The following is a 12,902-nucleotide window of genomic DNA, read 5'->3' as shown; positions in this document are numbered from 1 at the left end:
GTTCTCCTCATTTCAGTCCTCGTCCTCGAACGATGGTTTCTTGTCGGCGACACCGGCCTCTGCCAGCACCTTGCGCAGCCAAGGGGGAGGACACGTCCTCAGCATCATCTGCGTGCGCAACAGCACCTCCTGGATGGTCTGAGGCTGCGGCACTTTGATCGGATGGATTTTTGCCGAAACAACCCTGGCTGCCGACGGTCCGCCGATAGCCAGACAAAACAGGAGATGACAGCCCCTCAGCGCCTCGACTTTCGGGGTGATGCGATCATCGCCGTCAGTCCGATGCTCCCCGCTCTCATCGGAAACATCATCGAAGGCCACGGCTTCCACGAGACTCCACTCCTCGCGCGTGACGTCGTAGACAGCAAAGCGCCTGGCCGACCCGAAATGGGCGTTGAGGCTCTTCATGTCTTGCGTGGCGATCGCCACGCGCAAGGCGCCGGCTTGCCGTTCCGGCACCGGTACGTGGACCTCGTCAGTGACGAGTGAGAGGCGACGAACGGAGCTCATCTGGCATGTCTCGCATACGGAGTGGATCAAGCGCCTCAGGTGTCGGCGCGTGCCGGTTGGCCTGGAAGATGTTGGCAACCTCGAAGATCAGGTCCCGAGTCCCCTGATAGAGGATTGTGAGCTTGTGCTGGCTGCCGAGCCGGTCGAAGATCGGGAAGCCGACGTGCATGAGCGGGATGCCAAGGCGCTGCGCCGCCTGGCGGCCGTGGGAATGAGTAACGAGAAGATCAGCGTCGGCGCCAAGCGCTTCCAAATCGCCGAGATCGCCGACTTGAACCGACTCCGCCGGTATTTTCTGCAGAATTTTCGACATGTCGGTCGTGACGACCGCCGCCGCGATGTCGGAGCCCATGTCGGTGAAGAAGGTCGCGAGTTGGTAGAGGTGGTCTGGTTCAGCAGCGATCGCAATTTTCTTGCCTCCGAAATGGAAATGTCCGTCGAGCAACGCGTCCTGCAATTGCGCCCGGCGACGGCGCACCCCGGCCGGCACCGCCACGCCTGAAATCGCAGCCATCAGTGAGACGAACCGGTCGGCGCCCCGCAATCCCGTCAGCGACTGGAACAGCACGTAGGGCACGCCGGTCACCCTCTGCAGCACCTCCGCCGGGCGCCGCATATGCTCCCCGATGACGATGCATTGCGCGGCCGTGCCAAGCTCGCGGATATCCTCGACGCTGGTGCCGCCATAGGTGGTCGTGATCCACCGGTCGGGCACCGTGCCGTCGAGCGAGCCGGAGATGTCGGGCAGGATCACCGGCTTGAGCCCAAATCTTTCAACCATCTCGCGCAAATGCTCGATGTCAGCCACAGTGAGGTGCCAGCCGGGCAGGATTGCGATCTTCTTTGATTGCCGCGCCTGCTGGCCTGGCCGTGTAATCCCTTCGATCATCGCGGTGACGGCTTTGGCCCAGCCCTCTTCGATCGCGCCGTCGAAATCCGGCGTGTTGGCCAGCACCACCTCCGTACCCGCGATTTCTTCCGCGCGCTTCAGCTTGATGTTGGCGATTTCTCCAGCACAATCTTCGCCACGGGTTTCCACGAGCGCCGTCGTACAGACCCCGATCAGCGTTGGCTTTGTGCGGGCCTTGAGGTTGAGGATCGCTTCTTCCAGACGGTCCGCCCCGCCGAGGATGGTCGCCACCTCGTCCATCGCCGTTGTCTGCAAGGGGATGGCTTCCTTGAAATGCCGCACGAAAAGCACGAGCGCGAGGCTGGTGCAGCCCTGGCTGCCGTGGAACAACGGCATCGCACCATCGACCCCAAGAAAGGCCAAGGCGGCGCCGAGCGGCTGCGACGACTTCAGCGGATTGACCGCCGCTGCTTTGGTCTGGGGAAGGATGCGGACCATCGGCTTTCCTCAACACGCGCCGAAGTCGACGGCTGTCGCGCCGGCGAATTTCTTGAAAGCCTGGACAGTCGCGATCTCGCTCTTTGTGCTCGGGTACTCGTCCTTCACCGCAGGCTGGCGATCCCACGGTGCCGGCTCCCGCACCTGGCGCCAGATCGGGTTATGAATGGCGAGGTCGATCTGGCGCACGAGTTCCACCATGCCGTCATAGCCGGCATACGGGTGTTGGCGCTCCTGGTTGATGTCGAGCCAGGGTGTCTTGGCTTTCAGCGCGATGAATTGCGTGCGCCCGCCGGACAGCATGATATCGGCCTTGTTTTCCGAGAGCATGGCGTAAAGCGCGCGCGGTGCCATCTGCTCGAACATGTGGTTGTCGTCCTTGAGTATCTGTTTGATGCGCTCCTTGTCTTCGACCGTGGATTTCTTGACCGAGGTGCCGACGATCTCGATGCCGATCTCCATCAGCGCATGGACGAGCGACCAGGACTTCACACCGCCGGTGTTGAGCAGCACGCGCTTGCCTTGGAGCCTCGGCCGGTAGGCTGCGAGGTTCTTCCACGCAATCCCCTCCTCCTGTGCGATCAGCGTCTCTGTGCGGTCAAGGATCTCTGGATCGGCTCCCTTCTTCACGAGCAGCTGAGAGATCCGCCGGAGCGCTTCGGAGGTGTCGGTTATGCCGTAGAAGGAGCCCTCGAAGAATGGGATCTCCCAGCGCTCCTCCATCTTGCGGGCGAGATTGATGAGCGCGCTCGAGCACACCATCATCGCCGCCCGGGCGCGGTGCGCTGAGGCAACGTCGAGATAGCGCGCGTCGCCCGGAATGCAGGCGCGTACCCGGATGCCGAGCCGGTCAAGGAGCGGCTTCACCAGCCAGAACTCGCCCGCGAGATTGAATTCGCCAAGGATATTGATGTCGTAGGGTCCGGCATCGTCGGGCTCCACCGTGCCGATGACATGATCGAGCAACGCCTCGCCGGCAAGCTTGTTGCCAAGATTCTTGGAGCCGACGAAGCCCGGTGCATCGACCGGGACAACGGCCAAGCCGAATTTTTCCGCTGCGCGCTTGCAGACCGCCTCGATGTCCTCGCCGATCAGCGCAGTCACGCAGGTCGAATAGACGAAGATCGCCGGCGGCCCATACGCTTCCTTGATCTCGCGGATCGCTTTGAAAAGCTTTCGCTCGCCCTGCCCCATCACCACGTCGAGTTCGGTAAGGTCCGTCGTGAAGCTCGTGCGCCACAGCGTTGGCCCGGACGAAGCCGCACCGCGGTTGTCCCAGGAATTGCCCTCGCAGGCGAGCGGCGCATGGATCAGATGCGCGACGTCGGTGATCGGTTGCAGCACAATCTTGGCGCCGTCAAAGGCGCAGCCGCCAGCCGCCGCGCCGGGGGTCAGCGCCTTCGAACAGCCCTCTTTGCGCGCCTTGGCATCCTTGCCGCGGTTCCTCTCACAGGCGGGCTCGTTGAAGACATCCTGGATTTTGGCGCTGAGCGAGGACATTGCGTCTGTCTCCAAAGTCCATTGGGGGGACGGACGGCGGCGGCGGAAAGCCGGCCGCCAACCTTAGCGGGTGAGGTCATAAGAATAGTCCGTCACGCCCGTCTCGCTTGTCTCGCGATCAAGCTTGTCGAAGATCTTGTCGAGGATCGTCGTCAGTACGCGCAAGCCGCCTTGGTAGCCCATGAGCGCAAAGCGATGGTGATGGTGCCGATCGAAGATCGGAAACATCAGCCGGATCAGCGGTGTGCCGGTGTCGCGCTCCAGGTACTTGCCATGGGAATTGCCGATCAGCAGATCCACCGGCTCGGTGAAGAGCAGCGAGCGCATCGCCCAGAGGTCCTTGCCCGCCCAGACTTGAGCATCCTTGCCGAAGGGCGAGGATGCAAGCAGTTGCTTCAACTCGGCTTCCCATGCCGAGGTGCCGTTGGTGGCGAGGCAATGCGTCGGCTCGCCGCCGGTCTCCATAGCGAAGCGGGCCATGGCGTAGACAAAATCCGGATCGCCGTAGATCGCGTACTTCTTGCCGTGCAGCCAGGATTGGCTGTCCGCCATGGCGTCAACAAGTCGGCCGCGCTCCAGGCGGATGGTCTCGGGGATTTCCTTGCCGGAAATCGCCGAGACCTTCATCAGCAATTCGTCGGTCGCCTGGACGCCAAGCGGGTAATGGAACGAGGCCGTCGCCTGCCCGACCTCCTCGCAATACTCCAGCGTTTTTCGGGTGTTGTAGTGCTGAAGTGAAAGTGTCGCTTCGGCGTTGAGGGCCTTCTTCACGTCTTCGATCTTCGTGCCGCCGTCGTACATGCGGTATTCGCCGTCCGAGGGCGTGTCGAACTGGTCAGAGGCGTCCTGGATGAAGGTATAGGACACGCCCATCACATCGAGCAGGCGCTTGAGTTCCCGGTTGTTGCCAACGCAAAAGCCGTCGAAGCCCGGAATGATGTTGATGGTTCCACCGGCTTGCGTTCGCTCCTTGCCTTTCCAGAAGTGCTCCAGAATGCCCTTGACCGTGCCGTCATAGCCGTCGACATGGCTGCCGACGAAGGCCGGCGTGTGGGCGAAGGGCACATCGAAGTCGCGCGGGACCGAGCCTTCGTCCCTGGCGTTCTCGATGAAGCTGTGCAGGTCGTCGCCAATCACCTCGGCCATGCACGTGGTCGAGACGGCGATCATTTTCGGGTCGTAGAGTTTATACGTGTTGGCCAGCCCGTCGACCATGTTCTTCAGGCCGCCGAACACTGCCGCGTCCTCCGTCATCGAGGACGAAACCGCCGAAGCGGGCTCCTTGAAATGGCGCGACAGGTGCGAACGGTAATAGGCCACGCAGCCCTGGCTGCCGTGGACGAAGGACATGGTTCGCTCGAAGCCCGCGGCCGCGAACACCGCGCCGAGCGGCTGGCAGGCCTTGGCGGGGTTCACGACAAGCGCTTCGCGGGCGAGGTTCTTTTCGCGATACTCCCACGTCTTGGTGAATTCGCGTTGATCGGTAACGACCTGGTCGGGGTGCGGACACTCGAAATTCAGCTTCTTCTCGGCGAGCATCTGCCGGTATTCCGGCTCGCGGAACAGGGGAGCGTGGTCGAGAACTTTTTCAGCCGACTGCGGCATGGTCGTTACCTCTTTTCCATCTGGCCGCGCCATAGGGCGGCACAGGGACGTCAAGACATTTCAGGTCTCCCGCGGACACAGGGCCGCAGGCGTTCGTCGCCTCCCGGCCTCCGGAAGGCCTAGATTCTATTCGGCTGCGATCGCCGTCGACGGCTCGGTTTTTTTCTTCCAGGGGGCGTCGTAGAGGTCCCAGACCGGGTTGTTGATGGCCAGATCCATGTCGCGGGCGAAGATGGCGAAGCCGTCATAGCCGTGATACGGGCCGGAATAATCCCAGGAATGCATTTGACGGAACGGGATGCCCATCTTCTGCACCGGGTATTTTTCCTTGATGCCGGAGCCAACGAGATCAGGACGGATCCCCTCGATGAACTTCTCCAGCTCGTAACCGGTCACGTCGTCATAGATCAGCGTGCCCTTCTTCACGTAATGGCCGGTACGCTGGTAATCGTCGTTATGGCCAAATTCGTAGCCGGTGCCGACGATCACCATGCCCAGGTCCTCATAGGCCGTAACGACGTGACGGGGGCGCAGCCCGCCGACATAGAGCATCACCGTCCTGCCTTCGAGGCGCGGCCGGTACTTGGCAATGACCGCATCGACCAGGGGCCGGTATTTGGTGATGACGGCCTCGGCCTTGTCCTCGATTTCCGGCCCGAAATGCTTGGCTATGTTGCGCAGAGAGGCTTCCGTCTGGGAAGGGCCGAAGAAATTGTACTCCATCCAGTCGATGCCATACTTTTCCTCCATATGCCGGCAGATGTAGTTCATCGACCTGTAGCAATGGATGAGGTTGAGCTTGGCCTTCGGCGCGCGCTCTATCTCGGCGAGCGTGGCGTCGCCCGACCAGTTGCCGACCACGCGCAGGCCCATCTCCTCGAGCAGGATGCGCGAAGCCCAGGCGTCGCCGCCGATATTGTAGTCGCCGATGACGTTGACGTCGTATGGGCCGGCCTCGAACTCGACGTCCTTCTTCTCGAAGACCCAGTCGCGGATAGCATCGTTGGCGATGTGGTGGCCGAGTGATTGCGAAACGCCGCGGAAGCCCTCGCAGCGCACCGGCACGATCGTCTTTTCGTGCTCCTTGGCCTTGTTGCGGGACACCGCTTCGGTGTCGTCGCCAATCAGGCCAATCGGGCATTCGGATTGCACGCTCATGCCGTTGTTCAGCGGAAACAGTTCCTCAATCTCGTCGATGATCTGTTCCAGCTTCTTGTCGCCGCCGAAGACAATGTCCTTCTCCTGGAAGTCGGAGGTGAACTGCATTGTCCCGAACGTGTTGATGCCCGTCGTACCGACGTAGTAGTTGCGCCGCTGCGACCAGGAATATTGCCCGCAGCCGACCGGGCCGTGCGAGATATGGACCATATCCTTGACTGGCCCCCAGACCACGCCCTTTGAGCCGGCATAGGCGCAGCCGCGAATTGTCATCACGCCGGGAATCGACTTGATGTTCGATTTGACGTCGCATTCGGAAAGGACCTCGCCGTCCTCGCCAGCCTCGTCCCCGCTCTTTGCGACACTGAGGTGCTTTTTGCGGCGCTTGGCCGCCTTGTCGGGATATTGCGACAGCACCTCCTCGATAAGCTTCGCATGCAGGGCACCGTCATTTTCGTATTCCAGGCTCATGGGACCCCTTTCAAGGTTCGCATGACGCCTCACCGACGAGGCGCCGTTGTTCGAAAGGCGCCAGCTCAAGGCCACGCCTCATGTTGGCTTGACAGCCGTCGTTACTGCGCGGCCGCCTTCGGCGTTTCCTTGGCCTGAAGCTCGGCAAGCATCTGCTCCTCGGTCTTCATGATGCCGAAGTCGAGCAGCATGTCCTCGAGCTCCTCCATGGTGATCGGGGTGGGGATGGTGCCCTGGCCCGAATTGACATGGATCTTCTCGGCCAGTGCGCGGTATTCCCCCGCCTGCTTGCAGTCCGGCGCATACTGGATCACCGACATCTTCCTGAGTTCGGCGTGCTGGACGATGTTGTCGCGCGGCACGAAGTGGATGAGCTTGGAATTGAGCCTGGAAGCCAGCGCTTCGGCGAGGTCGAGCTCGCGGTCGGTCTGGCGCTCGTTGCAGATCAGGCCACCCAGCCGCACGCCGCCCGAATGGGCGTATTTCAGGATGCCCTTGGCGATGTTGTTGGCGGCATAGAGCGCCATCATCTCGCCCGACATGACGATGTAGATTTCCTGGGCCTTGTTCTCGCGGATCGGCATCGCGAAACCGCCGCACACCACATCCCCGAGCACGTCATAGGAGACATAGTCGACATCGTCATAGGCGCCGTTCTCCTCGAGGAAGTTGATCGAGGTGATGACGCCACGCCCAGCGCAGCCGACACCCGGCTCGGGACCGCCGGACTCCACGCACTTAATGCCCTTATAGCCAATCTTGAGCACGTCCTGGAGTTCAAGGTCTTCCACCGAACCTTCCTGTGCGGCCAGGTGCAGGACCGTATCCTGAGCCTTCGCATTCAGGATCAGGCGGGTGGAGTCGGCTTTAGGGTCGCAGCCGACGATGAGAATCTTCTGCCCGAGGTCGACAAGTGCGGCGAGCGTATTTTGGGAGGTGGTGGACTTGCCGATGCCCCCCTTGCCGTAGAATGCGATCTGACGCAGACCTGACATGTAGCTTTCCTTCCTTTGTTCCATCCATCGCGGCTGCCGCGACATGAATGCCGATCGGCAGCTCTCGCCGCCTCGCACCAAGGGGTTTCAAGACTCGTGCCAATTTGGCTGACCGAGCCGAAGAATAGATTTCGTGATTGCTTTTCAGCTGTTTAGCGTGAGGCGAAACAAGAGATGGGCCAAACAAGCCCCTGTGTAGCGGACCCGACAAAGGCGACAGGACGCGTCGGATGGTAACTTGCGACCACTGTTGACCTCGCCGGAGCCAGCCATCTTCCCCGCGGAACGCCTGTTTTAGCGCGAAACGGGACCCCGCAGCGAAAGGGATTCTAAGTCATATACGCATAATAGCATCACATTGAAATAATTACCATATTTGACTTGCACATGCGGCTATGTGTAGGATTCTGTGTAAATTTCGTGTCGAAAATACCACTGTTACCATAGCCGAAGGGCCAGATGGCCTGACAAAATAGGGGGCAAAGGACCCCGCCAGGAACCAAAGGGTTCCGCTTTTGGGGCAGAGGCTCCGACCGTTGTCCGGCTAGTGAGGCGGAAATTTGGGCGACAACTCCGCATGAGCAGTGGGAAGCGGACTCTCGCAGTTAGGATCGCATGTGCTTGACGGTCGCTTTTTTGTCCCACAGGCGGCTTCTAGTGATCAATCGTCCCTAGACGAAACGTGGTCGCAGCAGTCCCATGCTGTTGCTCATCGTCTGCCGCAAGGCGAAGCTGTATCCTCTTATGGGTGGCGGATACCGCTCGGTTGCTCATTGTTTGCGTTCTATCTTTGTTCTATATGGCTGGCTAGGATAGCGCAATCGTGCCTGGATATCTTTGGAGCTTGAAACCCATGCTGTTCAGTCAGCGTTACTTTCGTCCAATCGAACAAAACAAGCTGGTCGTGGAAATTCCGGAGGCGGCGCGTCGCAAATTGTGGGCGTGGCTTCAGGCAAACAATTCGTCACTGCATATCCAACGCGACCCAAACGATCGTTGGATTTCCCAATCATCCATTCTGGAGGAAGTGGAGTCCGAATTGCTCGTCGAACATGGTTGGGACCGACTCCCCGTATCACGTTCTCAGTCTGAACGGCCCGGCGAACTACGTTTGCTGGTTCAGCATGGCAACGCCACGTGGGTTTTTGACACAATCGAGCTGGCCGCCAGACAAATGGATGATTCCGAGAAGGAAGCACTACGCCAGAAGGTCAACCAGATATTTGAGCTGCATGATTGCCCCTGGCGGCTCTCTGACGGTGAATTTTTCAAGCTGGACGGCGATTTCATCGGGGCCAGGCTTGCCAAAACCGCACACGACGCTCTGACGGCCAATCGGTTTGCAGGCGCGGGCGACGAGTTCGCCAAGGCCCGGCAGTATCTCGGCGCCGGTGATGTTCGCGAAGCCATCTTCTATTCAGGGCATAGTTTCGAGAGCGTGATGAAGGTTCTTACGGGACTGGACCATGCCAACGGCGACAAGCTCATCAAGGAACTTGCTCAACAGGGCTTTTTCGATGATCTGCCCGAGGCGGTCAGGAATGGTTTTACCGACCAGGTCCTGAAGGCATTGCCTTTTCTGCGCAACAAACTAGGTGGACATGGACAGGGTGCAGCGGTGGTCAATATCCCGACTGTGTACGGAGATCTGGCTATTCAGATTGCCGCCGCCTTCCATAATTTTCTGATCTCCAAGCATTTGGAGCGCTCGCCGCCGCCCCCGCCAGAACCGTTGCGTGAGCCCGCAGCTCGTGAGTTGACCGACGAGATACCGTTTTAGGGGGGGAAATATGCGCAGCGCTGGGCAGGTTGTTTTTGTTTCGAGAAACGAGGGCATGATCGTCGTGCACCACGATGACGGTTACGCTGTCGTGGAATTGATCGGCGATGAAGGCTCTTTCAGTGTTGGTGACCGTGTGGAGGGAGATTGGGACGCACTGGGCGGTGAGCCTCTGTTTGCCGACGGCGAAACGCTTGACGCGTATTTTCAGGGCAGTTGGGGTTCGCGCGACGCGGCGGTGCAGATTGCCCGGAACACCGGCGGCGGCTGATGCCTCTCGACCACTTCGTTTCGCAAGTCCATTTGAAGAATTTTTACTCCAACGGCGGATGCGGACCGTTGGTCGGGATCAAAAAAGACGACCTGAAAAAATTCCGTCCTTGGTCAGACAATGTGTGCCGTCGGCCGGACGGCAGCACCAATGATTTTTTGGTCGAGCCTCGCGCGATCGAGGCCTTTCTAAAACGCGTGGAGCCAAACTACAACACGGCGCTCGAAGCGATACGGCGTCGGGATATTGATGAAACGGCCGTCTACGTCATCGCTGGCTTCGTCGCCTATGTCATGACATGTTCGCCGACCGCAATGCGTATCGGCACTCCCCATATTGCAGCGACCCTCCAATCGGCGGCAGAAATCATCGATGCCCAGGGCCTTTTCCCAGCTGCTCCGAAGGAGCTTGGCAACAAGAGCATGACCGAGTTGCTTGAAATGGGCGCCGTCCGGTTCAACGTCAACGAGAGATACCCACAGGCGATTGGCATAACCAGCATCGAAGCGCGGGTTGATGTTCTTGGCAACGCGGGGTGGGATGTAATGTTCGCCGATCCCGCTTACGGGACATTTTTCACGAGCGATTTCCCAGTAGGGCTTGGACCGTCCTTCGACAATCGCGTCGTGAGCAAGACGGTGCCATTGGCCCCCGACATTGCGGTTCGCATACATCCAAAAATACGCGAACGCGGCATGGAACTGGACTTTTCGTTCCCTCATTTTCGTGCGCGGTTTCGCAAGTTGAGACCTGAAGAAACGCGAGAGGTAAACCGCCAATTGGTGCGGGCTGCCGAGACGATGGTGTTCTACAACGACGACGCAGAATGGCTACTGCCGTTTGTACGCAAGAACCGCAATCATAGGGTAGAGTCGCTTGTCGATCGTATTCCAGCACCGGGCGGTGGCAAAATGGTGGTCGCTAAGCAGGGGGTGATGCCCTACCAACGCCCGTCTTTGCCGTAGAGAAAAGTCGCCGACGGTTTTAGGCTCTGGCCATCTAGTCGGCTACCCACTCATCGCAGAGCATGCACCGAGACCTGCCCCTCCCGATCATCGCGGCTAGGGCGGATGACGATTTCGACATCACGGTTTAGCAGCGTAAGAAAACCCATAAGCCGTTCGACGGAAAATCCATCGAGGCGACAATTTACCAGCGCCGCGCTTGGTGTTGCCAATTAATCGCAAGGCCGCGCAGCATCTCTCCCGCGAACTCGGCGTGCAGTATAAGACCGCTTGGGTCCTGTCGCTGAAGATCAAGTAAGCCTTGCGTCTGTGCCGTGTCGGCATGAAGCGTGAGGCGAGGTTCAGATAGGCAGCAAATATGCAGGTGGTCGCATCAAGCAGGAGAAACAAGGCCGAGGACCGGATCGCGCAAGCCGAAGGTGCGACCCTCCGGAGACCGCGCCCTTGTGTGTGCGGGGGGCGAAGCCCTAATTCTGAGGCAAAGCATAGATTGCTATAGCTCACTATTTGTGTAAAAATGAGTTATAGAGAGGTGCCTTATAACTCATGGCATGGAATTGGGAGCAGGCCGACTGGCCGCATTTCACCTACGATAAGAAGAAGCTGGAACCGCTGGAAAGCGAGTTTCTGCTGCGATCGGGCGAGTTCCTGGGCGTCTTTCGTCATGTAGGGTCCGACGATCGCGACCAAATCCGCATCGACCTTATCAGCGAAGAAGCCTTGAAGACATCCGCAATCGAGGGGGAGTACCTCAACCGCGAGAGTTTGCAATCATCCTTGCGCCAGCAACTTGGATTGGGCAGGGAGACTAGGCGCATTCCCCCTGCCGAGCGCGGCATCGCGGAAATGATGGCCGATGTATATTTGCATTTTGCCGACGCGCTCTCGCATCGCACCCTCTACGCTTGGCACAAGATGGTGATGTCGGGTGAACGACGTATGGAGACCATCGGGAATTATCGCCAGCACGCCGACGCTATGCAGATCGTTTCCAATCGGCTGGATAAGCCCAAAGTGCATTTCGAGGCGCCGCCCTCCGCGCGGGTGAAAACCGAAATGGACGCCTTCGCCGCTTGGTTCAACGATACCTCACCCAAAGGCAAGACACCGATCCCGGCGTTGACGCGTGCCGGTATCGCGCACCTTTATTTCGAGAGCATTCACCCGTTCGAGGATGGCAACGGTCGCATAGGGCGTGCCCTTTGCGAAAAGGCGTTGGCGCAAAACCTGGGCGAGCCCAGCCTCATCGCGTTGGCCTACACGATCGAGCGCCACCGCAAAGCCTATTACGATAGCCTGGAGGCCAACAACAAGAGCAACGCGATTACCAATTGGCTGCTATACTTCGCCAACACGATCCTTGAAGCCCAGCGCGTAACCCTCGCCCGTGTTGAATTCTCTGTCGCCAAGGCCAAGTTTTACGAACGCTACCGGGGTCAATTCACCGAGCGGCAGGAAAAGGTCATCGCCCGCATGTTCCGCGAAGGCATCGACGGCTTCAAAGGAGGGCTCAGCGCCGAGAATTATATCGCCATCACCCAGGCATCGCGCGCGACGGCGACAAGAGATTTGCAGGACCTCGTTGCCAAGGGTGCACTGATAAGAACCGGCGAACGGCGACACACCCGTTACGCGTTGAACATACTTGCTGGCCGCGCGTAAACCATAACAGAGAAAGAAGAAGCAGGCTGTCAAAGAGCCTGCTTGCCTGAGCATTGAGGGTGGCTGGCGGCAAGCCGGCAGGAAGTCGTCGATTGGCTGACACGGCACGTCTTCGCGTAGAAACCCTTTTCAGGAACAAAGTCCATCAGGCCTTCATGCGACACGCGAAACAGAGCTTCGCGCACCGGGACAGGGCTGACGCCGAGAATGGTCGAGATCTGGCGAGTGCTTATCGGAACGCTGTCCGATAAGACGTTGCGTTACATAGTTTTTCGCAAAGCGATACGCACGCCTCTGCGCATGTGACTGTCACGGCCCCCTCCGGAGTGGGCCGCGGGTGGCGGTAAGCCCCTTGCGATTTTTGCTGGCGCCGACCGTCAGGACGGCGATCGTCTCCGCAGATCCGCGCATCGCCGCCTGGAATCGCACGAACTCCCGCGCATCAGTATGTCTGCCCACCATGCTTGTCCTACCCTCCACTCCCTCTATCGGGGTGGACATATTTGTCACGGCTGCCGCACGAAGCGCTTCATCACCAACCGCTCTGCGGTCCCATCGGAGATGCCATTGCCGCCCGCCGTGACAGAATCATCAAGACGCGTGCCGAATTAGTGTACCGTCCGCGTTGAACTCCTTC

The 12,902-nt window shown here is 59.4% G+C and carries 10 protein-coding genes; 4 read left to right on the top strand and 6 right to left on the bottom strand.

Features of this window, described 5'->3' with window-relative positions; genetic code table 11:
* Positions 1 to 12: 12 nt before the first annotated feature.
* The 6 genes from nifX to nifH form a co-directional block, all read right to left on the bottom strand.
* Positions 13 to 510 carry a nitrogen fixation protein NifX gene (gene nifX, locus OHD62_RS33795; protein ID WP_263791868.1) on the bottom strand — a complete coding sequence of 166 codons (498 nt, stop codon included), beginning with the start codon at positions 508 to 510 and terminating at the stop codon, positions 13 to 15.
* Positions 476 to 1,858 carry a nitrogenase iron-molybdenum cofactor biosynthesis protein NifN gene (gene nifN, locus OHD62_RS33790; protein WP_263791866.1) on the bottom strand — a complete coding sequence of 461 codons (1,383 nt, stop codon included), beginning with the start codon at positions 1,856 to 1,858 and terminating at the stop codon, positions 476 to 478. The genes nifX and nifN overlap by 35 nt, the downstream gene beginning before the upstream one ends.
* A 9-nt stretch (positions 1,859 to 1,867) precedes the next feature.
* The gene (nifE, locus tag OHD62_RS33785; protein WP_263791865.1) at positions 1,868 to 3,358 is read right to left on the bottom strand and encodes a nitrogenase iron-molybdenum cofactor biosynthesis protein NifE; all 1,491 of its coding nucleotides are present in this window, start codon (positions 3,356 to 3,358) and stop codon (positions 1,868 to 1,870) included.
* A gap of 63 nt (positions 3,359 to 3,421) precedes the next feature.
* Complete coding sequence (gene nifK / locus OHD62_RS33780) at positions 3,422 to 4,963, bottom strand: nitrogenase molybdenum-iron protein subunit beta (RefSeq protein WP_263791863.1); 1,542 nt, start codon at positions 4,961 to 4,963, stop codon at positions 3,422 to 3,424.
* A 126-nt stretch (positions 4,964 to 5,089) separates the two neighbouring features.
* A complete protein-coding gene (nifD, locus tag OHD62_RS33775) occupies positions 5,090 to 6,592 on the bottom strand; it encodes a nitrogenase molybdenum-iron protein alpha chain (protein WP_263791861.1) in 1,503 nt (500 codons plus the stop codon).
* 101 nt (positions 6,593 to 6,693) lie between these two features.
* Positions 6,694 to 7,587, bottom strand: coding sequence for a nitrogenase iron protein (nifH, locus tag OHD62_RS33770; RefSeq protein WP_263791859.1), 894 nt, complete (start codon positions 7,585 to 7,587; stop codon positions 6,694 to 6,696).
* Positions 7,588 to 8,440: 853 nt separating this feature from the next.
* On the opposite strand from nifH, the gene OHD62_RS33765 reads away from it, so the two are divergent.
* From OHD62_RS33765 to OHD62_RS33750, 4 genes are all read left to right on the top strand, one after another.
* A complete protein-coding gene (locus OHD62_RS33765) occupies positions 8,441 to 9,367 on the top strand; it encodes an AbiJ-NTD4 domain-containing protein (protein WP_263791857.1) in 927 nt (308 codons plus the stop codon).
* 10 nt (positions 9,368 to 9,377) lie between these two features.
* Positions 9,378 to 9,638: a hypothetical protein gene (locus tag OHD62_RS33760; protein WP_263791856.1), complete on the top strand. Its 261-nt coding sequence runs from the start codon at positions 9,378 to 9,380 to the stop codon at positions 9,636 to 9,638.
* Positions 9,638 to 10,603: a DUF4238 domain-containing protein gene (locus OHD62_RS33755; protein ID WP_006199562.1), complete on the top strand. Its 966-nt coding sequence runs from the start codon at positions 9,638 to 9,640 to the stop codon at positions 10,601 to 10,603. Before OHD62_RS33760 ends, OHD62_RS33755 begins: the two co-directional genes overlap by 1 nt.
* A 546-nt stretch (positions 10,604 to 11,149) precedes the next feature.
* The gene (locus OHD62_RS33750; protein ID WP_263791853.1) at positions 11,150 to 12,265 is read left to right on the top strand and encodes a Fic family protein; all 1,116 of its coding nucleotides are present in this window, start codon (positions 11,150 to 11,152) and stop codon (positions 12,263 to 12,265) included.
* Positions 12,266 to 12,902 lie beyond the last annotated feature (637 nt).

Source organism: Mesorhizobium sp. YC-39, from assembly GCF_025753795.1.
Lineage (GTDB): Bacteria > Pseudomonadota > Alphaproteobacteria > Rhizobiales > Rhizobiaceae > Mesorhizobium.
The sequence above is the reverse complement of the archived record's forward strand: the minus strand, read 5'-3'. Positions and strand labels throughout refer to the sequence as shown.